Raw genomic sequence first — 24745 nt, 5'->3', positions numbered from 1 at the left:
TTTAACATCACAGGGACTCCAGGAATTTGATCAGCGCCTCACGGTCGACCGCGGCCGCCTCGGCAAAGCGGTCGCGCGCCTTCTGCCCCTCGCCGCCATGCCACAGTATCGCCTCGGCGAGCGTTCGGGCGCGGCCGTCATGCAGATAAAAGGCGTTGCCGTTGACTGTCGCGGCGAGCCCAATGCCCCATAGCGGCGGGGTGCGCCACTCGCTGCCCGTGGCTTCTCCAACCCGTTGTCCGTCCGCAAGGCCCTCGCCCATGTCGTGCAGCAGGAAGTCGGAATAGGGCCAGATCAGCTGGAAGGCCTGCGCCTTGTTGGGCGTGCCGCGCATGGTGACGAATTTTGGTGTGTGGCAGGCAATGCAGCCCATGTTGTAGAACTGCTTCTTTCCGGCGAGCACTTGCGGTGTGGCGATGTCGCGCCGCGCCGGCACGGCCAGATTCTGCGAATAGAAGGTGACGAGGTCCATCACCGGCGGCGGGGCTTCGGCCGTGCCCAGCCGCTGCTGCACGCCGTTCGGCATGGCCAGGCAATCCTTCTCGGCCTCCGTGCAGTCGCCCCAAGGCTTCGGCATTTCCGGAGTCGAGATGCCGATATCGCCGGCAAAAGCATCGGCCGCCTGCTGGCGGATCGAGGCGGTCTGCGCCTTCCAGCCGAAGCGGCCCAGGGTCACCGCACCGCTTAGCTCGTCGCGCACGATGTTCGGCCGGCCCGAAATGCCGTCACCGTCGCGATCGTCCGGATCGGCATGGGCGAGGATATCGGCCGGCGCGATCTGCTCGATGAGGCCGAGCCCGATCATCGGCGGCGTCAGGCGCGGCGACAGCGTGGTGCGCGGATCGAGCGGACCGTAGCCGGGATTTTCGACAGAGTAACGCGGCTTGCGCAGCGAAACGACCGCGCCGTCGCCGAGCGTGACCTTCTGCTCCTGGTAATCAACGCGCATCCTGCCTTCGCCCTTGAGGCCCGGGACGGCGAGTTCCTGCAGTTGGGAGCCGTAAACAGGATCAGGAAAGTTCAGCACCTTGTGGTCGGCGAGCGCTGCTTTTTCCTCTGCGCTGCTCGCGTCGCGCGCGAGCCTGAGGAACATCGACGTCGATCCGGCATCACCTTGCGGCGGGCGGCCGCGGCCATCCTTCAGATGGCAATTCTGGCAGGCGCGCTCATTGAACAGCGGGCCGAGGCCGTCAGAAGCCTGAGTCGACGACGGCGACGACACCCAGTTCTTGCGGAAAAGCGCATTGCCGAGCTTGAAATTGCCCTCTTCCTCGAAAGTGATGTTGGCTGAGGACTGCGAGAAGGCATCGCGGTTGACGTCCTTCTCCGACGTGCCGGCTCCGCCCTGCATCAGCTCGAACGGCTCAGGCCTGGTGAAGTCGGTCGTTGGCCTGGTGACGGCCAGAACCCGCGCCTGGTCCTTCGGCGTCAGGTCGGTGCGGCTCGTCGGCAGAGCGGCCGGCTCGCCGGCCAGCGTGGGTGCGGAAAGCATGATCGCCAGCAAAAGCGACGCCCCGCGACCGGTCCGGTATCGCGGGCTCTTCTGAAGCGGCAAGCCGTCGATTGCGGCCCGCCGGGCGCGGCGCGAAACGTCTACGGGGCGCCGCATTCCCGCATGTCCTTACTCCGCCTCGTTGGCCGAGTCGGCATTGAGCAGGCCGTACTTCTCCTCGCCGATCGAGGCGAGCAGGTCGAGCTGCGTTTCCAGGAAGTCGATATGACCTTCCTCGTCGGTCAAAAGGTCCTCGAACAGTTTCATCGAGACGAAATCGCCTTCGTCGTGGCAGATCTCGCGCGAGCGCTTGTAGGCGGTGCGCGCGTCATATTCGCCGGCCAGATCGGATTCGAGCACTTCCTTGACGTTCTGGCCGATGCGCAGCGGCGCGACGGACTGCAGGTTCGGGTGGCCTTCGAGGAAGATGATGCGCGCGATCAGCCGGTCGGCGTGATGCATTTCCTCGATCGATTCCGCCCGCTCCTTCTTTGCCAGCTTGGTGTAGCCCCAATCCTCGAGCAGACGGTAATGCACCCAGTACTGGTTGACGGCTCCAAGCTCCAGAAACAGAGCTTCATTAAGCCGCTCGATGATCTGCGGTTCGCCTTTCATGGGTTCTGCTCCGGTATTGGCCGCGCAAGCCTCGCACGCGATCCAGGTGTGAAACGATGTCCACGCCGCCCACCTCTGAGCGGGCGTGGTAGTTCTCGGTGACCCGAATGATCGTTTCCACCACATTTGGGAAACAGCCGCAACAGCGGCCGCGCTTGCGCATCGCGTGGTAGACCTTCGCGGGCACGATCAGTTGCCAGGGATCCTCATCCAGCAGGCCGACGATCGTCTGCTCGATCTCCTTCTCGGTGATGATGTTGCAATGGCAGATCAGCATTTCACTTGCTCTGGCTGACGGCGCCGGTCCGGCGCCGCTTGGCTGGTGGCTACGTTTAAACCTTACTTGAACACCTTGTCAGGCGCGTCGAGGCTGTCGGAACCCTCGAAGGCGATCTGGTTCAGCTTGAGCGATCCGACGGCGCGCTCGATCGACTTGGTCTGGTCGATCAGCGCGTCGATCGCCGCCTGTACGGTGGCGTTGCCTGCAGTGTTGCCCTCGGCGATCTGCTGGTCATAGGCCTCGCCGGCCAGCGCGCGCGCCTTGATGGCCTCCATCTTGGCGACGGTGGTGTCGAGCTTGCCCGACAGCTCCTTGTCGATCGCCGGATCGGCGGCCTTCACCATGTCGGACACCGACGGACCCGAGACCACGGAGCCGTCGAGCCGGGTGTAGCTGGCATGATAGGCGGCGCGGATGCCGATCGCGTCATAGAGATGCGAGTTGTAGGTGTTGTCGGAGAAGCAGTCGTGCTCCTCTTCCGGATCGTGCAGCAAGAGGCCGAGCTTCATGCGCTCGCCCGCCAGTTCGCCATAGGAGAGCGAGCCCATGCCGGTGAAGATGGTGGAGATGCCGGTATTCGCGTCACCCTCGGTGAGGTTCTTGCGCGCGGCGCCGTCTTCCTTCCAGTTGCCGACCATCTCCTGCAGGTCGGACACCAGAAGGTCGCTCGCCGATTTCAGATATTCGGCGCGGCGATCGCAATTGCCGCCCGTGCAGTTCTTGAGGTCGTAGTCCGTGTAGGGCCGCTCGCCGGCGCCCGGACCAGTGCCGTGCAGGTCCTGTCCCCAGAGCAGGAATTCGATCGCGTGATAGCCGGTCGCGACATTGGCCTCGACGCCACCGGCTTCCTGCAGCGTGCCGGACAGGAATTCCGGCGTCAGCTTCGAGGCGTCGACCTTCTTGCCGTTGATCTCGATTTCCTTGTTGGCGATGACGTTGGCCGTGTAGAGCGAGTTCTCATCCGACTCGGTGCCGTAGCTCTTGGCGACATAGTCGATCAGGCCCTCATCCAGCGGCCAGGAATTCACGCGGCCTTCCCAGTCGTCGACGATCTTGTTGCCGAAGCGATAGACCTCGGTCCGCTGGTAGGGAATGCGCGCCGCCTTCCAGGCTTCGCGCGCGGCGTTCAGCGTGTCGGCGGAGGGGCTTGCGATAAGCGCATCGACAGCCTTGTCCAGCGCCTGCGCGGTGGTCAGCGAATCCTCATATTTGGCCAAAGCGATGTCGGCATAGGTCTTGATCACTGCTTTGGCGTCGGTCTCGGCTTTCGCCGGCAACACGAACACCGCCGCCGTCAGTGCAGCCGTGGCGCAAATCGCAGCCAGCCTGCCGCCATTACGTGCCGTCATCATGCTTCTCCAGTTCTTTCGGAATTTGACAAAAGGCGCATGTGTCCACCCGCGCCGAGGCATGAGCATGCCGGGAAAAATGGTGGCCGCGCCGATGCGCGGTTCGCGATAAAAAGACACTCACTTGCCTCCAATCGAAAGGGTTCAAGGCCCAGACATCAAAGGGGATGCGCTTTCCGCGCAGCTCTCCATAAAGCGATGGAAAGGCCGGAAGTCAACTAGCGCCGCAGGAAAAATTCAATTGAAACAATAGTTTAGAATTATTCTAAACTGCAAATGTCAACTTTAAGTCGGACCAAGGCAGGAAAAGTTCACCGACGGCTCGATTGACAGACAGCCGTTCTGGGTGCGACCCGATCGGCGGCTCTTGCGGCGGCGGCAGACAATCGCCACTTGGCGCAACAGCCTAGATTTCAAGGCAAAAAGGATTGCGATGACGAACGGGGTTGTGATTGTCGGTGCGGGCCATGCCGGCGTGCAGGCCGCAGCCAGCCTGCGCGAAGAGGGCTATGAAGGGCCCGTCGTCCTGATCGGCGACGAGCAGGAACTGCCTTATCACAAGCCGCCGCTGTCCAAGACCTTCATCAAGGATCCCGAGGCCAAGCCGCAGCCGTTGCGCGGCGAGGCCTTTTACACCGGCAACAGCATCGATTTTCGGCCTGGTGTGTGGATCGAAGGCATCGACGCTAGCGCGGGCCGCCTGAATGTCGCAGGCGGCGGTAACCTTGCCTTCGACCGGCTGATCCTCGCGACCGGGTCGCGGCCGCGCCTGCTCAAGCTCGACGGCACCGGCCTTGCCGGCGTGGTCTCGCTGCGCTCGCTGGCCGACGCGCGCCTGATCCGCGAGCTCAGCGCGCAAAGCGAGGACGTGGTCATTCTCGGCGGCGGCTTCATCGGGCTGGAGATCGCGGCGACGCTCAGGGCCGCCGGCCGCAACGTCACCGTCGTCGAGGCCGTCGACCGGCTGCTCGGCCGCGCCGTGGCGCCGGTCATCGCGACGCATGTGCGCCAGCGCCTGGAGGCGATCGGCGTACGCATCCTGACTGGCACCACCGTTGCCGGTCTGGAAGGCGACAACGGACGCGTCTCGGCCGCGATCACATCAGGCGGCGAGCGGCTGCCGGCGCAGATGGTGATCATCGGCATCGGCGTGGTGCCCAATGTCGAACTGGCGGAAGCCGCGGGCCTCGCCATCGGCAACGGCATCCGCGTCGACCAGCATATGCAGAGCTCTGTTCCCCAAATCCTCGCCATCGGCGACGCGGCCTCCTACCAGCACTGGTTCACGGGCGGTGACGTGCGGCTGGAATCGGTGCAGAACGCCACCGACCAGGCGCGGCTTGCCGCGCGCACCATCCTGGGGCACGTGGAGCCCTTCTCCGCCGTGCCGTGGTTCTGGTCGGATATCGGCGACATGAAGCTGCAGATGGTCGGCCTGACGCAAGGCGGGGACAGCCACGTGGTGCTCGGCGATCTCGCCGACAACAAATTCTCGATCTACCACTATGCCGGAAGCCGGCTGCTCGGCATCGAATCCGTCAATCGGCCGGCCGACCACATGCTTGGCCGCAAAATGCTCGGCGCGGGCTTCTCACCGACGCCGCAGACGGTGGCGGGCGGGCCGGATGCGCTGAAGGCGGCGCTTGCGGCCTTCAGCCAGGACGAACCGGCCAGGGCGACGGGCTGATTGTTCAATCCAACATGCTGGTAACAGCGCTTGGGGGTGCGAAAGACACCAAACCTTGGCAAACGGACATCGCTGACTTATCATAAACTGATAATTTCGGATAAAGCGAAAGATTGTTCCATGCCTGCAAGCTACAGCATTGGCTCCCGCTACGAGGCATTCGTGCGTGAGCTTGTCGAGAGTGGCCGCTATGCCAGCGCAAGTGAGGTGGTGCGCGATAGCCTGCGTCTGCTGGAAGAACGCGAAGAGCACCGGCAGGCGAAGCTTGCCGCGCTGCGCGAAGACATCCGCAAGGGTGTGGAGAGCGGACAAGCTATTGCAGCCGACGACGTTTTTGATCGGTTGGAGAAAAGACATGCGGCTGAAAGTCGCAAATAATGGCTCTCAGTTTCGCACCCGTCGCCGTGCAGGACATTGAAGAGATTGGCGATTACATCCGGGCTGAAAATCGGGCCGCCGCCCGCCGCTTGATAGCGGCTCTTCGAGTATGATGCGACACTATCTTGGATGCACCACGTGGTGGCGCTCCCCGTGCCGAACTCTGGCCTGGGCTGCGCTCCGTCGCGTTCCAGAGATATGTCATCTTTTATAGCCTCGAGGGCGACGACGTGCGTGTTGAGCGCATCCTGCACGGCTCACACGACATCCAGGGCATTTTCGATGAAGGGAAAATGCCCAAGGATAGTTGAAGCTGACACTCGATCAGGCCGCCCGCGCGTCGCGGATCGAGCTTTCCAGAATATCCAGCGCTTCCGTCATGACGCCGTCCTGGATGGTGATCGGCGACAGGAAGCGGAGGACGTTGCCGTAGACGCCGCAGGTCAGCAGGATGAGGCCCTTGTCCAGCGCCTTCAGCCTGACCGCGTTGGCGAATTCGGCCGACGGCAGACCCTTCTTCACGTCGTTGAACTCGACCGCGTTCATGAAGCCCGGGCCGCGGATGTCGGCGATCTCCGGCACGTCGTCGCGGATCGATTCCAGCCGCTGCTTCAGCCTGGCACCCAGCGCATTGGCACGGTCGCAGAGCTTTTCCTCCTCGATCACGTCGAGCACGGCGTGCGCCGCGGCGACACCGATCGGGCTGCCGCCATAGGTGCCGCCGAGGCCGCCGGGACCGGGCGCGTCCATGATCTCGGCGCGGCCGGTGACGGCCGACAGCGGGAAGCCGCCGGCAAGGCTCTTGGCCATGGTGGTGAGATCGGCGGCCACGTCATGGTGATCCATGGCGAACATCTTGCCAGTGCGGGCAAAACCGGTCTGCACCTCGTCGGCGACAAGCATGATGCCGTGCTGGTCGCAGATCTTGCGCAGTGCTGTCATGAAGTCACGCGGCGCTTCGTAGAAACCGCCCTCGCCCTGCACCGGCTCAACGATGATGGCGGCCACCCGGTTCGGATCGACATCGGCCTTGAACAGCTTGTCGAGGGCGGCGAGGGAGTCCGCGACCGAAACGCCATGCAGCGCGACCGGGAAAGGCGCGTGGAAGACATCAGCAGGCATGGCGCCAAAGCCGACCTTGTAAGGTACCACCTTGCCGGTCAGCGCCATGCCCATGAAGGTGCGGCCGTGAAAGCCTCCGGAAAAGGCGATGACGGCCTGACGGCCGGTGGCGTTGCGGGCGATCTTGATGGCGTTCTCGACCGCCTCGGCGCCGGTGGTGACGAAGACCGTCTTCTTCTCGAACTTGCCGGGCAGCATGCCGTTCAGCCGCTCGGCCAGGCGCACATAGCTTTCGTAAGGCACGACCTGGTGGCAGGTGTGGGTGAAGCGGTCGAGCTGCGCCTTGACCGCCTCGATGACCTTCGGGTGGCGGTGGCCGGTGTTGACCACGGCGATGCCGGACGAGAAGTCGATATAGCGGCGGCCCTCGACATCCCAGATTTCCGAATTTTCGGCGCGATCGGCGTAGATCTGCGTCGTCATGCCGACGCCGCGCGAAATCGACTGGTTCTTGCGTTCGGAAATGGCTAAATTCTTCATGTCGTCCCTCAATCGGGCATCCCTGTTCGGGATCAAACCCGTTCCGTTGATCAAACCCTTCTGACCTTATTTCACGTTTTCCTCAAGTTGGCACGTTGGCCCAGTCCATTGGGCCTGCCTAAAGGATGGGGAACGAACGCTCTTAACCGACGATATACGCCTCGGGAGATAGTTTCCTTTTCCCGCCGATCGATTAATCTCATTTCATCCGCGACGTGCCGCCGTCAGGAGCGGCTCCCACGAGTTGAGGGGAACCATGAGCTCGAACGCGACATCGTCCGCCTTGCCGTCTTCGTCGCTCCGCCTTCCTTGTCCTTCAAGAACCTTGTTGATGCTGGCCTGCGCCGGCGCGGCGATTTCTGCATCCGGCTGCCAGAAGCAGCAGGCGGCGGAGAAGAAATTGCCGGTGTTGGTGACCACGCAGACGGTCGCGCTCGCCGACTATGCGCCGCGGACCTCGCTGACCGGGGTGATCGCGGCCCGCACACTCAACAATCTGTCGTTCCGTGTCGGCGGCCGGGTCGCCGAGCGTCTGGTCGATGTCGGCCAGCATGTCGATCAGGGCGCGGTGCTTGCGCGCATCGATCCGCAGGAACAGCAATCGGACCTGCGCTCGGCGCAGGCCGACCTCGACGCGGCGCAGGCGCAGCTCACCCAGGCGGCGGCCACTTATCAGCGGCAAAAGACGCTGCTTTCGCAAGGGTTTACGACGAGACGGGATTTCGACAGCGCCGACCAGGGGCTGAAAGTGGCGCAAGGCAGCGTCGATGCCGCGCTGAGCGCACTGTCCAACGCCAAGGAAAACCTGTCCTACACCGAGCTCAAGGCCGGGGCCGCTGGCGTCATCACGGCGCGCCAGGTAGAGGCCGGGCAGGTGGTGCAAGCGGCGCAGACCGTGTTCACCATCGCCGAGGACGGCGACCGCGACGCCGTCTTCAACGTACACGAGACACTGGTTGTCCAGACACCTCCTTCTCCGGCGGTGACGATCACGCTGCTGTCGGACCCGCAGGTGCGCGCGACCGGCAAGGTGCGCGAGATCTCGCCGGCGATCGATACCCAGTCTGGATCGATCCGGGTCAAGGTCGGCATCCCCGACACACCGGCCGGCATGCCGCTGGGCGCAGCCGTGATCGGCACGGTCAGCGCCAAGCCGGTCAAGGCCATCCTGTTGCCCTGGCAGGCGCTGACTTCGACCGCCGGCAAACCCGCCGTCTGGATCGTCGATCCGTCGAGCAAGGCTGTCAGCACGGCGCCAGTCGAGGTGCTCGCCTTCGATTCCGGCGTGGTCGCCGTCGACAAGGGTTTGCAGGAGGGCCAGAGCGTCGTCACCGCCGGCGGACAATTGCTCAGCCCCGGACAGACGGTCGAGGTCGCTGGAGCCAGCCAATGAACCGGTTGCCGCACATCGCTCCCTTGCTGATCCTTGCTACGCTTGCCGCCTGCTCGCGTTCGGAAGAGAAGCCACCGGAGGTCATCCGGCCCGTTCTGTCGGTGGTGGTCGAGCCGAAGACCGTCGAGACTTTCGGCTTTGCCGGTTCGGTCGAGCCGCAATACAGCGCCGACCTTGCCTTCCGCCTCCTCGGCCGCGTCGTCTCGCGCGACGTCAAAGTCGGCGATCTCGTCACCAAGGGCACGACCATCGCGGCGCTCGATCCGACGGCTCTGGAGCTCGCCGTCCAGGCCTCGAAAGCTGATCTGTCGAACGCGCAGGCGCAGTTCATCAACGCCGCCGCCAGCGAGGATCGCCAGCGGCAATTGCTTGCCTCGGCCAACACCTCGCAGGCCACGTTCGGTGCCGCCAAACAAGCGCGGCAGGCGGCGGAAGCCGGTGTCGAGCGGGCCAATGCCGCTTTGGCGAAATCGCAGGAACAGCTCGGCTATGCCCGGTTGTTCTCCGACTTCGACGGCGTCGTCACAGCGGTCGGCGCCGAGGTCGGGCAGACTGTTTCGCCGGGACAGACGGTCGTCACCGTGGCGCGCACCGACCCGCGCGAGGCCGTGGTCGACATCCCCGATCAGCTGACCGGCGACCTCACTGTCGGCATGCCCTTCGAGATCGTCCTGCAATCGCTGCCGACGATCAAGACACAGGCCAAGCTGCGCGAGATCGCGCCGCAGTCGGAAGGCGCTACCCGCACACGGCGCGTGAAGCTGACGCTGGTCGATCCGCCGACGGCGTTCCGGCTCGGCTCGACGATCACCGCGACGCGCATGACCAAGGTGGCGCCGACGATCGAACTGCCGATGTCGGCGCTGCTCGAAAAGGACGGTTCGGAGAAAGTCTGGATCGTCGATCCGCAATCCTCCAGCGTGAGCGCTCGTGAGATCAAGGTCGCTTCGAAAAATGGCGGCTCCTTCACGATTGCCGAGGGGCTTGAAGCCGGCATGCGCGTGGTCACTGCCGGCGTCCACAGCCTGAGCGAAGGCCAGAAGGTCAAAGTGCCGGAGGGCGGCGTCTGATGAAGGGCTTCAACCTCTCCGACTGGGCGCTCAGCCACCGCTCCATGGTCTGGTACTTCATGCTGGTCTTCGTGGTGGCCGGCATTTTCTCATATCTCAATCTCGGCCGGGAGGAAGACCCCGCCTTCACCATCAAGACCATGATCATCCAGGCCAATTGGCCCGGCGCCTCGGTCAAGGAGACGGTGCAGCAGGTGACCGACCGCATCGAGAAGAAGCTCGAGGAACTCGACAGCCTCGACTACACCAAATCCGTCACCACCGCCGGCCAGACCGTCATCTTCGTCAACCTGAAGGACACCACCAAGGCGCGCGACGTCGTGCCGAACTGGCTTCAGGTGCGCAACATGGTCAACGACATCAAGGCGCAGCTTCCGCAAGGCGTGCAGGGACCGTTCTTCAACGACCGCTTCGGCGACGTCTTCGGCAACATCTACGCCTTCACCGCCGATGGGCTGACGCCGCGCCAATTGCGCGATTACGTGGAGGATGTCCGCACGAAGATCCTGACCGTGCCGAATGCCGGCAAGGTCGATCTGGTCGGCGCGCAGGACGAGGCGATCTATCTCGAATTCTCGAGCCGGCAGATCGCGGCGCTCGGCCTCAACCAGCAGCAGATCGTCGCCAGCCTGCAGGCGCAGAACGCGATCACGCCCTCCGGCGTCATCGAGTCCGGACCAGAGCGCATCAGCGTGCGCGTCGGCGGACAGTTCACCTCAGAGGAAAGCCTCCGGGCCATCAATCTGCGCGTCAACGATCGCTTCTTCCGGCTGAGCGATGTGGCGACGATCCGGCGCGGCTATGTCGACCCGCCGACAGCCCTGTTCCGCTTCAACGGCCAGGACGCGATCGGGCTTGCCATCGGCATGAAGCCCAATGCCAACCTGCTGAAATTCGGCGAGGCGCTGCATGAGGAGATGCAGAAGGTGCTGGCCGACCTGCCGGTCGGCGTCGGCGTGCATCTGGTCGCCGACCAGCCGGTCATCGTCGAGGAGGCGGTCTCGGGCTTCACGCGGGCGCTGTTCGAGGCCGTCGCGATCGTGCTCGCCGTCTCCTTCATCAGCCTCGGCATGCGCGCCGGCTTCGTCGTGGCGCTGTCGATCCCTCTTGTGCTGGCGATCACCTTCACAGTCATGGCCTATCTCGGCATCTCGCTGCAGCGCATCTCGCTCGGCGCGCTGATCATCGCGCTCGGGCTATTGGTCGACGATGCGATGATCGCGGTCGAGATGATGGTGGCGCGGCTGGAGGTCGGCGACAATCTGCGCAAGGCGGCGACCTATGTCTACACCTCGACCGCCTTCCCTATGCTGACGGGAACGCTGGTGACGGTCGCCGGCTTCATCCCGATCGGCCTCAACTCGAGCGCCGCCGGCGAATACACCTTCACGCTGTTTGTCGTCATCGCGGTATCGCTGCTTGTGTCATGGATCGTGGCGGTGCTGTTCGCGCCGCTGCTCGGCGTCACCATCCTGCCGGCGACGATGAAGGCGAAGCACCACGACCAGCCCGGACGCCTCACCTCGCTGTTCCGGCGCGTGCTCGTCTTTTCCGTGCGCCGCCATTGGCTGACCATCATCGTGACGGTGCTTTTGTTCGCCGGCTCGGTGGCCGGCTTCGGCCTTGTGCAGCAGCAATTCTTCCCGCCGTCCGACCGGCCGGAGCTGATCGTCGACTGGAACCTGCCGCAGAACTCCTCGATCACGGAAACGCGCGACCAGATGGAACGCTTCGAGCAGCGCGCGCTGGTCGGCAATCCCGACATCGACCACTTCTCCTCCTATATCGGCGAAGGCGCCGTGCGCTTCGTGCTCTCCTATGACGTGCAGCCGGCCAATCCCTATTTCGGCCAGACCGTGATCGTCACCAAGAGCATCGAGGCGCGCAACCGGGTGAAGGCGGCGCTGGAGAAGCTGCTGCGCGAGGAATTCGTCGGCACCGACGCCTTCGTCAAATTGCTGGAGCTCGGCCCGCCGGTGGGCCGGCCGGTGCAGTACCGCGTAGGCGGTCCCGACATTCAGACGGTGCGCGAGCTCGCGCAGCAATTCGCCGGCCTGATATCGGCCAATCCGAAGCTGGCGGCCCCCACCTTCGACTGGAACGAGCCGCAGCGCGTGCTGAGGGTCGACGTGCTGCAGGACAAGGCGCGCCAGCTCGGCATCACCTCCTCCGACATCGCCAGCGCGCTGAACAGCACGGTCGGCGGCGCGACGATCACCCAGGTGCGCGACGCCACCTATCTGATCGATGTCGTGGCGCGCTCGCGCGAGGCGGACCGCAGCTCGATCTCGACGCTGCAGAATTTGCAATTGCCGACCGGCACCGGCGAGTCGATCCCGTTGGCGGCAATCGCCAACTTCCGCTACGACCTCGAACAGCCGACGGTCTGGCGGCGCAACCGCGCGCCGACCATCACCGTGCGCGCCGGCCTGGTCGGCGACGTCCTGCCGGCGACCGTCGTCAACGAGCTGAAACCGTCGGTCGACGCCTTCATCGCCAAGCTGCCGCCGGGCTATTCGGTGCAGACCGCCGGCTCGGTCGAGGAAAGCGCCAAGAGCCAGGGGCCGATCGCGGCGGTGGTGCCGCTGATGCTGTTCGTCATGGCGACCATCCTGATGGTGCAGTTGCAGAGCTTCCAGCGCCTGTTCCTGGTGGTGGCGGTGGCGCCGCTCGGCCTGATCGGCGTGGTGGCGGCGCTGGTGCCGAGCGGCGCGCCGCTCGGCTTCGTCGCCATCCTCGGCGTGCTGGCGCTGATCGGCATCCTGATCCGCAACTCCGTCATCCTGATCGTGCAGATCGAGGACCTCGTCAAGGAAGGCAAGGACCGCTGGGCGGCCGTGGTCGAAGCGACCGAGCATCGCATGCGGCCGATCGCGCTGACGGCGGCCGCCGCCAGCCTGGCGCTGATCCCGATCGCGCGCGAAGTGTTCTGGGGGCCGATGGCCTATGCCATGATGGGCGGCATCATCGCCGGCACAGCGATCACGCTGCTCTTCCTGCCGGCGCTCTATGTGACGTGGTTCAGGATCAAGGAGCCGAAAGATAGGGAAAGCGTGGCTGTTTCAGAGACCGGCGATCTGGCGCAGACCACCCCAACCTGAGGCGTCATTCGTCATCGCGTAGGCCGAGGGGACGCGACTTGGCGCGCTGCCACGGCGATGACTTTGAGCTGCGCCAAGCGTGCCAACCCTTTGGCAAATCGGCCAATTCCAGGATGCTCTTGTCCCGGTCAACCATCTCTCGCAAGCCTACGAGCATCATGTCGCTTTCATTCCGATCCCGCGTGTCGCTGCTGTAGAACTGCCAACTGCCCCCTTCATCGTCATTTTCATGCACAACGTATGCGATCCAGTCGCCGTGTCTGAATATGCCCTTGTCCGATAAGACCGCGACGTTCGGTGGGTCTTCGAAGTCCCATCGCTCCATGCGAAATCTCCTAAATTGGCTATGCGCCAACAGGAACCATCTCAAGCCGTCCGCACAAACCCCTCGCTGGCCCTGAGCAAATTCCGCGTATAATCCTCGCTCACCCGGTGGCCGATCAGCTGGCTCGCGGTCAGCGTCTCAACCGCCTCGCCATTCTGCATCACCATCAGCCGCTCGCACATATGGGTGATGATGGCGAGGTCGTGGCTGACCATCAGGAAGGTCAGCTTGTGTCGCCTACGCACCTCTTCGAGCAGGTTCAGCACCTCGGCCTGTACCGAGGCGTCGAGCGCCGAGGTCGGCTCGTCGAGCAACAGGATCGAGGGTTCGAGGATCAGCGCACGGGCGATCGCCACGCGCTGGCGCTGGCCGCCGGAGAGCTGGTGCGCGTAGCGGAAGCGGAAGCCCTTGCCGAGGCCAACCTCGTCCAGCGCGCGTTCGATGCGCTTCTCGCCGTCGGCAATGCCATGGATCGCGAGGGGCTCCTGCAGCAGGCGGTCGACCGTCTGGCGCGGATGCAGCGAGCCGTACGGATCCTGGAAGACCATCTGCACATCACGGTAAAAGGCCTTGTCGCGCGTTTTGCCGAGCGTCTTGCCGTTGACTATGATGGTTCCTGAAGCGACAGGCGCAAGGCCGGTGATCGCCCTCAACAGCGTCGACTTGCCGGAACCGCTTTCGCCGACGAGGCCGTAGGATTCGCCTTCCCTCACTTCGAGGCTGACGCCCTTCAGCGCGCGAAAACGGTCGAAGACCACTTCCAGTCCCTCGATGGCGACGGCGGCCGTCATGCAGCCCACTCCGGCTTGCGGTCGAGCACCGGCAGCGGATGGCGCTCGAAGCCGATCCTCGGCATGCAGTTGAGCAGGCCGCGCGTGTAGGGATGCTGGGCGTCGCGCAGCTCGGAAGCCTTGATCTGCTCGACCACCTTGCCGGCATACATGACGACGACCCGGTCGCAGAAGGACGAAACCAGGCGCAGGTCGTGCGAGATGAAGATCAGCCCCATGCCGCGCTCGGCGACGAGCTTGTCGAGGATCTTGAGCACGTCGAGTTGCACGGTGACGTCGAGCGCCGAGGTTGGCTCGTCGGCGATCATCAGCTCCGGTCCGGTGATCAGCATCATGGCGATCATGGCGCGCTGGCCCATGCCGCCCGAAACCTCGTGCGGGTAAAGGTCGAAGACGCGGGCCGGATCGCGGATCTGCACCGCCTGCAGCATGGCTAAAGCTCTCTCGCGCGCCTCTGCCCTGGAGACCTTCTCATGCGTGCGCAGCGTCTCGACGATCTGGCGGCCGATGGTCATCACCGGATCGAGCGAATATTTCGGATCCTGGAGGATCATGGCGATGCGGTTTCCCCGCAGCGACCGGCGCTGGCGAGGCGAGATCGAGAGCAGGTCGATGCCATTGAAGGCGAGCTTCTTCGCCGACACCTCGGCCTGCGGCGGGGTGAGGCCCATGATGGCGCGGCCGGTCTGCGATTTGCCGGAGCCGCTTTCGCCGACGATGCCGAGACGCTCGCGGCCGAGCGAGAAGGAGACGCCGCGCACCGCCTGCACAATGCCCGTGCGAGTCGGGAAGGTGACGCGCAGGTCGTCGACTTCGAGGAGCGTGTCGCCGTTCATTGGTCGCCACTCCGGGGATCGAGCGCGTCGCGCAGACCGTCGCCGAGCAGGTTGAAGCCGAGGCTGACGATGAGGATGGCGGCACCAGGGGCCGCGGCAACCCACCACTGGTCGAGGATGAAGCGGCGACCCGATGCAATCATCGCGCCCCATTCGGGCAGCGGCGGCTGCGCACCGAGGCCTAGGAAGCCGAGGCCCGCGGCGGTGAGGATGATGCCGGCCATGTCCAGCGTCACCCGGATGATCAGCGAAGAGATGCAGAGCGGCATGATGTGGCGCAGCACGATGCGGAAGGGCGAGGCGCCCATCAGTTGCACCGCCTTGATGTAGTCGGAGTTGCGCACCGTCAGCGTCTCGGCGCGGGCGATGCGCGCATAAGGCGGCCAGGAAGTGATGGCGATCGCCAGCACGGCGTTCTCGATGCCGGGACCGAGCGCCGCGACGAAAGCCAGCGCCAGCACCAGCTTCGGAAAGGCGAGGAAGATATCGGTGATGCGCATCAGGATCGTGTCGGTCCAGCCGCCGGCATAACCGGCGACCGTGCCGACCAGCAGGCCGATGGGCGCGGCGATGATGGCGACGAGGATCACCACATAAAGCGTCCAGCGCGCGCCGTAGACGATGCGCGAATAGATGTCGCGGCCTAGGTCGTCGGTGCCGAACCAATGCGCGGCGCTCGGCGGCAGCAGGCGGGCGTTCTTCAGGTCGCCCACGGTCGCGGAATAGGGCGCCAGCACGTCGGCAAGCGCGGCGACCAGCACCAGCGCGATGATGATCAACATGCCGACCAGCGCCAGCCGGTTGGCGGAGAAGCGACGCCAGGCGACATAGGCGCGGCCTAGCCTTGCCTGCAGGCGCGATGCCGGCCGGTCGCTGAGCAGCCATTCGCGCCTGGACTGGATGGTTTCAGCACTCATCCGGTCTTCGTCCTTGGATCGAGCAGCCGGTAGAGCAGATCGGACAGGAGGTTGATGGCGATGAAGACCGAGCCGATGGCGATGGTGCCGCCGAGCACGGCGTTCATGTCGGCATTCTGCAGCGAATTGGTGATGTAGAGCCCGATGCCCGGCCAGGAGAAGACGGTCTCGGTCAGCACCGAGCCCTCGAGCAGGTTGGCGTAGGAAAGCGCGATCACCGTCACCATCGGCACAGCGGCGTTGCGCAGCGCGTGGCCCCAGATGATGCGCGTCTCCGACAGACCCTTGGCGCGCGCCGCGACGATATATTCCTGCGCCAGCTCGTTCAGCATGAAGGAGCGGGTCATGCGGCTGATATAGGCGAGCGACAGATAGCCGAGCAGCGCAGCGGGCAGGACGATGTGGCGCCAGGCGTCGTGGAAAACGTCCCACTGCCCCTGGATCGCGGCATCGAGCAGGTAGAAGCCGGTGATCGGCGTGAATGTGTATTCGTAGACGACGTCGAGCCGCGCCGGGAAGGCGATCCATTGCAGCTTGGCGTAGAACAGCACCAGGCCGAGCAGCCCAAGCCAGAAGATCGGCACGGAATAGCCGATGAGGCCGACGACGCGGGCGATCTGGTCGATCAGGCTGCCGCGCTTGACGGCGGCCAGCACGCCGAGCGGCACGCCGATGACGGCGCCGATGATCGTGCCCAGCGTCGCCAGCTCGATAGTCGCCGGGAAGACGCGGCGGATGTCGGCCATCACCGGATTGGTGGTCAGAACCGAGGTGCCGAAGTCGCCTCTCAGCGCTGCTTTGACATAGAGGTAGAACTGCTCGATCCAGGGCAGGTCGAGACCCATCTCGCGGCGCGTGCGCTCGACGACGGCGGTCGGCGCGCGATCGCCGAGGACGGCCAGCACCGGATCGATCGGGATGACGCGGCCGATGAAGAAGGTCACCGCGAGAAGACCGAGATAAGTCGTCACCGCGACGACCAGGAAGCGGCCGAGCGAGGATAGGATGGCGACAGCACGGGCGCTGCCGCGCCCCGCCGCCACCTGGTTTTCAGCTACGCTCACGAGGGGCGTCCGAGGACGCTATTCCTTCGAGACCGGACCGACGAAATTGGTGTCGAAGCTCGGGCCGAGCGCGAAGCCCTTGAGGTTCTTGCGCAGGCCCGCCACTTCCAGCTGCTGGTGGATGATGACGAAGGGGCTGGTGTCGAGAATCTTCTTCTGCAGATCCTTGTACATGTCGGCGCGCTTGGCCGAATCCTTTTCCAGAAGCGCCGCCTCGGTCTCCTTGGTCAGGTCCGGGATGTCCCAGGCGTTGCGCCAGGCCAATGTCTTGATCTTGGCCGCGTCGGAATTGTCCGGGTTGGAGGCGAAGGTCTGGGCATTTGAGTTCGGATCGAAATAGTCCTGGCCCCAGTTGCCGATATAGATGTCGTGGTTGCGGGCACGGTATTTGGTAAGCGTCTGCTTACCATCGCCCGGAATGATCTCCAGCTGGATGCCGGCCTGGCCGAGCGTCTGCTGGATCGATTCCGCCATGCCGGTGGTCGGCTGGCCGGTACGAACGTCCATGGTCACCTTAAAGCCATCCGCCAGGCCGGCCTTGGCGAGCAATTCCTTGGCCTTGGCGACGTCGAGCTTGAAGGGATTGTCGTCGATCGCGCCAAGGTCGCCCTTCGGCAGGAAGGACTGGTGGATCTCGCCGATACCCTTGAGGATGGTGGTGCTCAGCGCGTCATAGTCGACCAGATATTTGAAGGCTTGCCGAACCTCGGGCTTGGCGAGATTCGGGTTCTTCTGGTTGAGGCTGATGTAATAGACCGTGCCCTTCGGCGCGCTGGTGGTGGTGAGGTCCGCGTTCTTGGCGATGGCGTCGAGATCGTTCGGCTCGAGGTTGCGGGCGACGTCGATGTCGCCGGCCTCTAGCGCCAGGCGCTGCGCCGAGCTTTCCTTCATGTTGCGGTAGATGACGCGGGCCAGCTTGGCCTTCTCGCCGTTGTAGTTGTCATTGCGCTCCAGGACGACGGCCTCGTTGGCGCGCCATTCGCGCAGCTTATATTGGCCCGAGCCGGCATAGCCGGTCTTCAGCCAGGCATTGCCGAAGTCGTTGTCCCATTTGTAGTCCGCGCTCGGCGTCACGGCAGCGACATGCTCCTTGACCAGCTTCGAGTCGACGACGGAGGCGACGGTGGCGGACAGGCAGTTGAGCACGAAGCTTGGCGCGTAAGCCTTATCGACGACGAACTGGAAGGTCGTGTCATCGACCGCCTTTGCTTTCTCGGTGACATTGTCGCCGCTGATGCCGAACTGGTTGATGATGAAGGCCGGGCTCTTGTCGAGCTTGATGGCGCGCTCGAAGGAATAGGCGACGTCGGCCGCGGTGATCGGATTGCCGGACGCGAACTTCATGCCGGGCTTGAGCTTGAAGGTGTAGGTCAGGCCGTCGTCGGAAACGGTCCAGCTCTCGGCGAGGTCCGGCTTGACCTTGGAGGTGTCCTTGAGGTCGAGACGGACTAGGAGATCATAGGTGTTGCCGGTGACTTCGGCCGTCGACAGCTCGAACGCCTCGCCCGGATCCATCGAGATGATGTCGTCGATGGCGAAGCCCTCAACCAGCGTATCGGCGGGCGTGACCGCGAAAGCGGGCGTCGCGAGCAGCGCGGTCATCGCCACACCTGCAAGCAAGCTACGGACGGCAAACTTTTCCAGCATCATGATGATCGTTCCCTGTTCTTGTTGACCTGAGTTCCCGGCTCAGGGTTTGATTATTCTTTGCGAAGCCGGCAGCGGCTTGGACCACTTACCGTCGTGGTTTTTGTCCAGTTGGTCAACTCCCTATTCGACGGTGCCCCGCTCCGCAACATGCATTTTGCGAGACGGCATATCGGACCTAACGGACGGCGATCCGTCGACCCATGCGCCGGCTAAATGGAGCAGCCGATCCGGAAAAATTTGCCAGAGTTCGTGGCCATGAAGCAGCCGTTATTTCAGTTGCGCGACCAAGCCTGCGTCGGGAAAACAGGTGGCAGGCTTACCGTTCTTCGCCTGCCAGACGCCGATCGAGCGGCGGGTCTTGAAGCCGGGCAGGCCGTCGGAGCTGCCGACGTCGTAGCCCTTGGCTTCCAGCGCCCGCTGCAGCGCGGCGATGTCGGAGCGGTGCAGATCGCCGATCGGCCCCCAGCCGCCAACGAAGGTGGCGTCGCCCTTGGCGATGCGGTCGGCGGCATGGCCGATGAACAGGCCGTAGAGGTCGCTGTTGTTGTATTGCTTGATCACATAGAAATTCGGCGTGACGAGAAAAGCCGGGCCGCTGCGCCCCGCCGGCATGAGCAGGGAGCTTTCGGCCTTCATCTCGCTTGCCTGAAACGCCTTGTTGTCGACGCGCCTGATGCCCATCGCCACCCAGTCGGAAATCTTCTTGCCCTGGTCGGGTCCTTCGAGCGCACAGGAAACGTTTGCCGGCACCGTCACCTCGACGCCCCAGCCGCGCCCCCTCCCCCAGCCGTAATGGACAAGGTAGTTGGCGATCGAAGCGAGCACGTCGGGCGTCGAATTCCAGATGTCGGGCCGGCCGTCGCCGTCGAAGTCGACGGCGTGCTTCAAGAAAGAGGTCGGCATGAATTGCGGCTGGCCAAGCGCGCCGGCCCAGGACGACTTCATCGCGTTGACCGGCGCCAGCCCGCGCTCGACGATCTCAAGCGCCGCCAGCACCTCGGTGCGAAAAAAATCCTTCTTGGTCGACATGAAGGCATCCGTCCCCAGCACCTCGAAGGCGTCGTAGGGCATCTTGGCCGCGCCGAAGCCGGTCTCGCGACCCCAGATCGCCAGCACGATCTCGCCCGGCACGCCGTAGCGTTTCTCGATCAGACCGAGCACCCTTGAATTGGCGCTTTCGCGTGTGCGCCCGCCCGTGGTGACGGCGCGGACGATTTTTTCGGCGAAATAGTTGGCCGGCGGGCCGAACTCGGCCTGGTGCTGCTTCTCGGGCGTCGTGGGCTTTTCGCCGGGCAGGACGAGGTCGGGCAGCTTAAGGTTCGGCTTCACGCCGAGGAACGCCTCGTCGAAGGTCTTTTTCGAGATGCCTTTGGATTTGGCTTCGGGCCAGAGATCGGTTTGAAGCCATGACCGGAACTGGTCGTCGATCGCGGCGGCGCGGGAGGGGATGGTGAAAAGCCCAATCAGTGCGAACAACAGAAATGCGAGAGCAAGCTTGTGAAAGCCGCGTTCCTTCGCGCCCCCCTCTGTCCTGCCGGACATCTCCCCCACTTGGGGGGAGATCAGATGTCGCGACGGCTTTCGCCAATCGCCAACGTTGCAGGAAGAGCGCCGGGAGCGAAGCTGCCAATCTCCCCCCTCGTGGGGGAGATGTCCGGCAGGACAGAGGGGGGCGCGAAGGAATGCCGTCATTTCCAGGTCGCCCCCCAATTCGCTCAAAACGCCGTCCGCGACCTGAGCGCCGCGGCCAGCGTGCCTTCGTCGAGGTAATCGAGCTCGCCGCCGACAGGCACGCCATGGGCCAGCCGCGTCACCTTGACCTCGAAGCCGGACAACTGGTCGGTCAGGTAATGCGCGGTCGTCTGCCCCTCTACGGTGGCGTTGACGGCAAGGATGACCTCCTTCACCTCGCCGCCGGCGACGCGGTCGACCAGCGAACGGATGTTGAGCTGGTCCGGACCGATGCCGTCGAGCGGCGACAGCGTGCCGCCGAGCACGTGGTAGCGTGTGTTCATGGCGGCCGCGCGCTCCAGCGCCCAGAGGTCGGAGACGTCCTCGACGACGATCAGCGTGCCCGCGTCGCGGCGCGGATCGGTGCAGATCATGCAAGGATCAGAGGTATCGACATTGCCGCAGGTCGAGCAGATGCGCACCTTGTCGACCGCCTCGCTCATGGCTGCGGCCAAAGGCTCGAGCAGCTGTTCCTTCTTCTTGATGAGATGGAGTGCGGCGCGCCTGGCCGAGCGCGGCCCAAGCCCCGGCACCTTGGCCAGGAGCTGGATCAGGCGTTCGATTTCCGGACCGGCGATTCTCTTCGACATCGCCTTGATCTAGAGCAATTCCAGGAAAAGTGCGAAGCGGTTTTCCGTCCGGAATTGCGTGAAAACGAAAAGATGGATCGGTTCGTCGTTTCGTGAAACGGCGGACTGATCCAGGATTTTTCCGAGCGGTTTGGAGCAGCCGCAACGACACAGGGCCCGCCATGCTGCCATGACGGGCCCTGTGTTGGATGCAATCGGGTTCAGTTGGTTTCCAGCGGCCGGTCCTGGCTGGCGATCATCGCGCCGATGGCGTCGGTGTTCTCGGGCGTTGACTGGAAGCCCATCGACGCTTCCTGCGGCGCGTTGGGCACCGAAGTGATATAGCGGCCCTTGAGCGTGCCGCCGAAACGCGAGGCGTCCGGTTCGGCCATCGGTTCCTGCATCGCCACGACCGTCGGCTTCTGCGCGAGGCGCCCGGACTTCTGCGACGGCGCCGCGGCGGCCGTCATATAGGTCTGCCCGGCCGGAACGACCACCCTGGCCGGAAGCGTCGGTTCGGCCGGATCGGTCGCGACCTGCATGGCCGGATCCTGCCGCACGATCGTCTTGACCACCGGTTCGGCGGAAGCCATCAGCACGGGAGCGGTTGGATCAATCTTCTGCTGTTTGTCGGAGGCCATGGCGACCATCGGCTCATCCGGCAGCGGCTGCCAATTGCGGCCGCGCTTCTCATAAAAGGCGTTGCCGCCGGCCACCATCGTGTAATGCATGTTCTTGTAGGGGAAACGCAGGCCGGCGGTGTGGAAATACATCGTGTTCTTGAGCTTGGCCTTGCGCTCGCCTCTCAGCACCGCATCGGCGGCTTCCTCGACATCGGGCAGCGCCCTCGAATTCATCGGCCGCGTCAGCACGCCGGGCGCGAACTGACCCGGCTCACCGACGACCTCGCAGATGGTGCTGCCATGTTGGCCCGAACGCAGGCGGTTCATCACGACCGTGCCGACGGCGATCATGCCGTCCCGGCTCGACCGGTTAGACTCGAAGAACATCGCCCTTTGCAGGCATTCCTTGTCCTTCAGCGAGTGGCTTGTACGGGTGGTGAGGAAACTCGGCGTGAGGGCGTCGGTCAGACCCGACACCGACATGCCATGGGAGGAAGTGGTCTGGCTGCAGCCGGCCAGGAGCAAAGGGGAAGTGACGATGCCGATAAGCAGCAGCGGCGTCTTCCATCGCGTCGCGATCACCAAAAAAGCCTCATGTCCAGATGCCAGCCCGCCCCGAGATGTGGCAAGAATGAGACTCTTTCAGGCAAAAAGATGGCTAGAGGGTTAGCAACTTCTGGACTTGGGTAAAACTTTATGAAAGCCGCGAAACGAGCCCGTGAGCATTGCCGGCAAAATGGTTAATATCGCGGTCCGGGCTCGATTTCCGTTCATAATCAATTAACTGGCGGAGGCCGCCTCAGAACGGCAATTTCATTCCAGGGGGAATCGGCAGGCCCGCGGTCAACGCCTTAGTCTTCTCCTGCATCACGTGCTCGACCTTACTTTTGGCGTCATTGTGGGCGGCCAGGATGAGGTCCTCGAGGATCTCGGCTTCATCCGCCTTGATCAGCGACGGATCGATCTTCAGCGCCTTCATCTCGAACTTGCCGGTGAGCGTGATGCTGACCAGGCCGCCGCCGGCCTGGCCGGTGGCTTCAAGCGTGGCGATCTCGTCCTGCATGGCCTGGAACTTGGCCTGCATTTCCTTCGCCTTGCCCATCAGGCCGAGAAGATCTTTCATCGGGTGGTCCTCTAAGATTGTTTCAGATTTCGTCGTCGTCGGCCGCGGGCTCGACCGGCACTTCGGCTTCGGTCTCTTCCACGTCCGGCACATCCGGAATGCGCACATCGATGATCTTGGCGCCGGGGAAGCGAGCGAGGATGGCCGCGACAGTCGGATCCGCCTTGGCGTCGGAGAAGGCGTTCTCGCGCTTCGTCGTCTCCATCTCGGCCAGTGTCTGGCCGCCCTCCTCCTTCGACAGCGACACCAGCCAGTTGCGGCCGGTCCAGGCGCGCAGCTTGGAGGTCAGGTCGTTGAGCAGTATCTTCGGCGCGTCATCGGTCAGGGTGACGTCGAGACGGCCGGGCTCGATGCGCACCGGCCGCACGCAGCGTTTCAGCAGCACCTTGAACGCGATGTCGCGATTGGCGTCGGCGAGCGCGACGATGTCGGCCAGCGATTTCACCGGAACGACAGGCGCTTCGGCGACCGGCGCCGGTTGCGGAACGTAGGCCTCCGGCACAGGCTGCGCCTCGACCAGCCGCATCGTCTGCGCGCTCCCGCCGGTGGAAGCCGGCATCCGGGCCTGCGCGACGGCACTTGCGCCGCCGCCATTGCCCGGATTTGCCGGTGCACCATTGGCGCGCGGCGCGCCATTCGGCAGCGGGCCTACGCCATCCAGCGATTTCAGCGCCTCGTCCAGCGTCGGCAGGTCGGCGGCATGCGCCAGCCTGATCAGCACCATCTCGGCGGCGCTGACCGGGCGGTTGGAGGACTGCACCTCGGGAATGCCCTTGAGCAGCATCTGCCAGGTTCGCGACAGCACGCGCACCGAGAGCGTGCCGGCGAATTCGGCGCCGCGCCGGCGCTCGTCCTCGGAAAGCGAGGCGTCGTCGGCGGCCGCCGGTACGAAGCGCAGGCGGGTGACGAGGTGGTTGAACTCGGCAAGGTCGGTGAGCACGGCGGCCGGATCGGCGCCGGTATCATATTGGGCGCGGAACTCGGAGAGCGCCGCCGCCACATCGCCTTTCATGACATGCTCGAACAGGTCGATGATGCGGGCGCGGTCGGCGAGGCCGAGCATTGCGCGCACCGCGTCGGCGCCGACGGTGCCGCTGCCATGGGCGATCGCCTGGTCGAGGATGGACAGCGAATCGCGCGCCGAGCCCTCGGCGGCGCGCGCGATCATCGCCAGCGCCTCGTCATCGACCGAAATGCCTTCCTTGGCCGCGATCGAGGACAGGTGCCCGACCAGCGCGCCGGCATCGATGCGCCTCAAATCGAAGCGCTGGCAGCGCGACAGGACCGTGATCGGCACCTTGCGGATTTCGGTGGTGGCGAAAATGAATTTGACGTGCGGCGGCGGCTCTTCCAGCGTCTTCAACAGGCCGTTGAAGGCCTGGGTGGAGAGCATATGCACTTCGTCGATGATATAGACCTTGTAGCGGGCCGAGACCGGCGCGTAGCGCACGCGGTCGATGATGTCGCGGATATCGTCGATGCCGGTGTGCGAGGCGGCGTCCATCTCGATGACGTCGACATGGCGGCCCTCCATGATCGCCTGGCAATGCTCGCCGGGGATCGAAAGGTCGACGGAGGGTTGGTCGACGGTCGCCGTTTTGTAATTGAGAGCGCGCGCGAGGATGCGCGCGGTCGTGGTCTTGCCGACGCCGCGCACGCCGGTCAGCATCCAGGCCTGGGCGATGCGGCCGGTTGCAAAGGCATTGGTCAGCGTGCGGACCATCGGCTCCTGGCCGATCAGCTCGGAGAAATTCGAGGGACGATATTTGCGCGCCAGGACGCGATAGGCGCCGGCCTTACCGGTCTCCAGGCTTTCCGTCCCCAAGTTTCCGGCTTCGCTCATTCGCCGTCAAAAGCTCCCAGGACCGCGACGGAAGGCGGCCGATTCCTGCGCATAGTTTCGCCCGCACGGCTTGGCGCCGTCAATGTCGCGGAAGAAAGGCGAAGAGGCGGGAGGCTGGAACAATGACCCGTTCCGGGCTCGTTAGGGCTGCTTCCTTCCGGACCTGACCCGGTTGGCGAGTGGATCGTCCACCACCAACCTCCCGCGCTCCATATCGGCAATTCAGCGGCGAAATGCAAGGGGAGAGCCGGAACCTGCGACCATATCGCGACCGGGAAGTCCTTCAAATCGCCAAGAGCGGTCAAT

The 24745-nt window shown here is 64.2% G+C and carries 23 protein-coding genes and 1 other RNA gene; 6 read left to right on the top strand and 18 right to left on the bottom strand.

The annotated features are described in order from the left end of the window. Window positions 1-7 precede the first annotated feature (7 nt). From EN862_RS28965 to EN862_RS28950, 4 genes are all read right to left on the bottom strand, one after another. Window positions 8-1609 carry a di-heme oxidoredictase family protein gene (locus tag EN862_RS28965; protein WP_127867568.1) on the bottom strand — a complete coding sequence of 534 codons (1602 nt, stop codon included), beginning with the start codon at window positions 1607-1609 and terminating at the stop codon, window positions 8-10. Between the two features lie 12 nt (window positions 1610-1621). After that, on the bottom strand, window positions 1622-2107 hold the full coding sequence (bfr, locus tag EN862_RS28960; RefSeq protein ID WP_040985970.1) for a bacterioferritin: 486 nt from the start codon (window positions 2105-2107) through the stop codon (window positions 1622-1624). Beyond that, window positions 2073-2384, bottom strand: a complete 312-nt coding sequence (locus tag EN862_RS28955; protein WP_127867569.1) for a (2Fe-2S)-binding protein — start codon at window positions 2382-2384, stop codon at window positions 2073-2075. Before EN862_RS28955 ends, bfr begins: the two co-directional genes overlap by 35 nt. A 62-nt stretch (window positions 2385-2446) precedes the next feature. Then, on the bottom strand, window positions 2447-3736 hold the full coding sequence (locus tag EN862_RS28950) for an imelysin family protein (protein ID WP_127867644.1): 1290 nt from the start codon (window positions 3734-3736) through the stop codon (window positions 2447-2449). A 433-nt stretch (window positions 3737-4169) separates the two neighbouring features. Between EN862_RS28950 and EN862_RS28945 the strand changes: the two genes are divergently transcribed. The 3 genes from EN862_RS28945 (at window position 4170) to EN862_RS37010 (ending at window position 6112) form a co-directional block, all read left to right on the top strand. Next, window positions 4170-5423, top strand: a complete 1254-nt coding sequence (locus EN862_RS28945) for an FAD-dependent oxidoreductase (protein ID WP_127867570.1) — start codon at window positions 4170-4172, stop codon at window positions 5421-5423. A 120-nt stretch (window positions 5424-5543) separates the two neighbouring features. Next, window positions 5544-5801 carry a type II toxin-antitoxin system ParD family antitoxin gene (locus tag EN862_RS28940; RefSeq protein WP_127867571.1) on the top strand — a complete coding sequence of 86 codons (258 nt, stop codon included), beginning with the start codon at window positions 5544-5546 and terminating at the stop codon, window positions 5799-5801. A gap of 125 nt (window positions 5802-5926) precedes the next feature. Continuing rightward, window positions 5927-6112: a type II toxin-antitoxin system RelE/ParE family toxin gene (locus EN862_RS37010; RefSeq protein WP_245519727.1), complete on the top strand. Its 186-nt coding sequence runs from the start codon at window positions 5927-5929 to the stop codon at window positions 6110-6112. Between the two features lie 13 nt (window positions 6113-6125). On the opposite strand, the gene EN862_RS28930 is transcribed toward EN862_RS37010, so the two are convergent. Both EN862_RS28930 and EN862_RS37005 read right to left on the bottom strand, forming a co-directional pair. After that, window positions 6126-7403: a 4-aminobutyrate--2-oxoglutarate transaminase gene (locus tag EN862_RS28930; protein WP_127867572.1), complete on the bottom strand. Its 1278-nt coding sequence runs from the start codon at window positions 7401-7403 to the stop codon at window positions 6126-6128. Between the two features lie 204 nt (window positions 7404-7607). Further along, window positions 7608-7823, bottom strand: coding sequence for a hypothetical protein (locus EN862_RS37005; protein WP_245519726.1), 216 nt, complete (start codon window positions 7821-7823; stop codon window positions 7608-7610). On the opposite strand from EN862_RS37005, the gene EN862_RS28925 reads away from it, so the two are divergent. Genes EN862_RS28925 through EN862_RS28915 form a run of 3 tightly spaced genes read left to right on the top strand, consistent with a single transcriptional unit; the run spans window position 7810 to window position 12967 of the window. Next, entirely contained in the window at window positions 7810-8796 is a 987-nt protein-coding gene (locus EN862_RS28925) for an efflux RND transporter periplasmic adaptor subunit (protein WP_245519751.1), read from the top strand. The two genes, EN862_RS37005 and EN862_RS28925, sit on opposite strands and share 14 nt — an antisense overlap. Next, entirely contained in the window at window positions 8793-9866 is a 1074-nt protein-coding gene (locus EN862_RS28920) for an efflux RND transporter periplasmic adaptor subunit (protein WP_127867574.1), read from the top strand. Before EN862_RS28925 ends, EN862_RS28920 begins: the two co-directional genes overlap by 4 nt. Then, window positions 9866-12967 carry an efflux RND transporter permease subunit gene (locus tag EN862_RS28915; RefSeq protein ID WP_127867575.1) on the top strand — a complete coding sequence of 1034 codons (3102 nt, stop codon included), beginning with the start codon at window positions 9866-9868 and terminating at the stop codon, window positions 12965-12967. The genes EN862_RS28920 and EN862_RS28915 overlap by 1 nt, the downstream gene beginning before the upstream one ends. A 4-nt stretch (window positions 12968-12971) precedes the next feature. Here EN862_RS28915 and EN862_RS28910 read toward each other — a convergent pair whose 3' ends face one another. The 12 genes from EN862_RS28910 to ffs all read right to left on the bottom strand — a co-directional run bounded on the left by EN862_RS28910 (window position 12972) and on the right by ffs (window position 24642). Then, a complete protein-coding gene (locus EN862_RS28910) occupies window positions 12972-13292 on the bottom strand; it encodes a hypothetical protein (protein ID WP_127867576.1) in 321 nt (106 codons plus the stop codon). Window positions 13293-13333: 41 nt separating this feature from the next. Further along, the gene (locus EN862_RS28905) at window positions 13334-14083 is read right to left on the bottom strand and encodes an ABC transporter ATP-binding protein (RefSeq protein ID WP_127867577.1); all 750 of its coding nucleotides are present in this window, start codon (window positions 14081-14083) and stop codon (window positions 13334-13336) included. Further along, on the bottom strand, window positions 14080-14919 hold the full coding sequence (locus EN862_RS28900) for an ABC transporter ATP-binding protein (protein WP_127867578.1): 840 nt from the start codon (window positions 14917-14919) through the stop codon (window positions 14080-14082). The genes EN862_RS28905 and EN862_RS28900 overlap by 4 nt, the downstream gene beginning before the upstream one ends. Next, a complete protein-coding gene (nikC, locus tag EN862_RS28895; protein ID WP_127867579.1) occupies window positions 14916-15836 on the bottom strand; it encodes a nickel transporter permease in 921 nt (306 codons plus the stop codon). The genes EN862_RS28900 and nikC overlap by 4 nt, the downstream gene beginning before the upstream one ends. After that, the gene (locus EN862_RS28890; protein ID WP_127867580.1) at window positions 15833-16900 is read right to left on the bottom strand and encodes an ABC transporter permease; all 1068 of its coding nucleotides are present in this window, start codon (window positions 16898-16900) and stop codon (window positions 15833-15835) included. The genes nikC and EN862_RS28890 overlap by 4 nt, the downstream gene beginning before the upstream one ends. Before the next feature lie 18 nt (window positions 16901-16918). Further along, on the bottom strand, window positions 16919-18550 hold the full coding sequence (locus EN862_RS28885) for an ABC transporter substrate-binding protein (RefSeq protein WP_127867581.1): 1632 nt from the start codon (window positions 18548-18550) through the stop codon (window positions 16919-16921). Between the two features lie 267 nt (window positions 18551-18817). Then, the gene (locus tag EN862_RS28880; protein WP_127867582.1) at window positions 18818-20092 is read right to left on the bottom strand and encodes a lytic murein transglycosylase; all 1275 of its coding nucleotides are present in this window, start codon (window positions 20090-20092) and stop codon (window positions 18818-18820) included. A 173-nt stretch (window positions 20093-20265) separates the two neighbouring features. Next, window positions 20266-20871 (bottom strand): recombination mediator RecR, encoded by a 606-nt coding sequence (gene recR, locus EN862_RS28870; protein ID WP_127867583.1) that lies wholly within the window; start codon window positions 20869-20871, stop codon window positions 20266-20268. Window positions 20872-21071: 200 nt separating this feature from the next. Further along, window positions 21072-22055, bottom strand: a complete 984-nt coding sequence (locus tag EN862_RS28865) for a cell wall hydrolase (protein ID WP_127867584.1) — start codon at window positions 22053-22055, stop codon at window positions 21072-21074. A gap of 217 nt (window positions 22056-22272) precedes the next feature. Continuing rightward, window positions 22273-22596, bottom strand: coding sequence for a YbaB/EbfC family nucleoid-associated protein (locus EN862_RS28860; RefSeq protein ID WP_127867585.1), 324 nt, complete (start codon window positions 22594-22596; stop codon window positions 22273-22275). A gap of 22 nt (window positions 22597-22618) precedes the next feature. Further along, window positions 22619-24439: a DNA polymerase III subunit gamma/tau gene (locus EN862_RS28855; RefSeq protein ID WP_127867586.1), complete on the bottom strand. Its 1821-nt coding sequence runs from the start codon at window positions 24437-24439 to the stop codon at window positions 22619-22621. Window positions 24440-24545: 106 nt separating this feature from the next. After that, window positions 24546-24642: signal recognition particle sRNA small type (gene ffs / locus EN862_RS28850), an RNA gene on the bottom strand. Window positions 24643-24745: the final 103 nt, after the last annotated feature.

Origin of the sequence: Mesorhizobium sp. M2E.F.Ca.ET.219.01.1.1, from assembly GCF_004016445.2 — a bacterium.
In the GTDB taxonomy this organism is placed as follows: Bacteria; Pseudomonadota; Alphaproteobacteria; order Rhizobiales; family Rhizobiaceae; genus Mesorhizobium.
This window is presented reverse-complemented; position numbering and strand designations above follow the sequence as displayed.

Bases quoted from the DNA above. Each gene is read 5' to 3' on its own strand.
- EN862_RS28860 (WP_127867585.1), bottom strand. From the start codon at position 22,596: ATGAAAGATCTTCTCGGCCTGATGGGCAAGGCGAAGGAAATGCAGGCC.
- EN862_RS28920 (WP_127867574.1), top strand. From the start codon at position 8,793: ATGAACCGGTTGCCGCACATCGCTCCCTTGCTGATCCTTGCTACGCTT.
- nikC (WP_127867579.1), bottom strand. From the start codon at position 15,836: ATGAGTGCTGAAACCATCCAGTCCAGGCGCGAATGGCTGCTCAGCGAC.
- EN862_RS28950 (WP_127867644.1), bottom strand. From the start codon at position 3,736: ATGACGGCACGTAATGGCGGCAGGCTGGCTGCGATTTGCGCCACGGCT.
- EN862_RS28915 (WP_127867575.1), top strand. From the start codon at position 9,866: ATGAAGGGCTTCAACCTCTCCGACTGGGCGCTCAGCCACCGCTCCATG.
- EN862_RS28965 (WP_127867568.1), bottom strand. From the start codon at position 1,609: ATGCGGCGCCCCGTAGACGTTTCGCGCCGCGCCCGGCGGGCCGCAATC.
- recR (WP_127867583.1), bottom strand. From the start codon at position 20,871: ATGTCGAAGAGAATCGCCGGTCCGGAAATCGAACGCCTGATCCAGCTC.
- EN862_RS28910 (WP_127867576.1), bottom strand. From the start codon at position 13,292: ATGGAGCGATGGGACTTCGAAGACCCACCGAACGTCGCGGTCTTATCG.
- EN862_RS28930 (WP_127867572.1), bottom strand. From the start codon at position 7,403: ATGAAGAATTTAGCCATTTCCGAACGCAAGAACCAGTCGATTTCGCGC.
- EN862_RS28905 (WP_127867577.1), bottom strand. From the start codon at position 14,083: ATGACGGCCGCCGTCGCCATCGAGGGACTGGAAGTGGTCTTCGACCGT.
- EN862_RS28880 (WP_127867582.1), bottom strand. From the start codon at position 20,092: ATGTCCGGCAGGACAGAGGGGGGCGCGAAGGAACGCGGCTTTCACAAG.
- EN862_RS28955 (WP_127867569.1), bottom strand. From the start codon at position 2,384: ATGCTGATCTGCCATTGCAACATCATCACCGAGAAGGAGATCGAGCAG.
- bfr (WP_040985970.1), bottom strand. From the start codon at position 2,107: ATGAAAGGCGAACCGCAGATCATCGAGCGGCTTAATGAAGCTCTGTTT.
- EN862_RS28885 (WP_127867581.1), bottom strand. From the start codon at position 18,550: ATGATGCTGGAAAAGTTTGCCGTCCGTAGCTTGCTTGCAGGTGTGGCG.
- EN862_RS28945 (WP_127867570.1), top strand. From the start codon at position 4,170: ATGACGAACGGGGTTGTGATTGTCGGTGCGGGCCATGCCGGCGTGCAG.
- EN862_RS28940 (WP_127867571.1), top strand. From the start codon at position 5,544: ATGCCTGCAAGCTACAGCATTGGCTCCCGCTACGAGGCATTCGTGCGT.
- EN862_RS28855 (WP_127867586.1), bottom strand. From the start codon at position 24,439: ATGAGCGAAGCCGGAAACTTGGGGACGGAAAGCCTGGAGACCGGTAAG.
- EN862_RS28900 (WP_127867578.1), bottom strand. From the start codon at position 14,919: ATGAACGGCGACACGCTCCTCGAAGTCGACGACCTGCGCGTCACCTTC.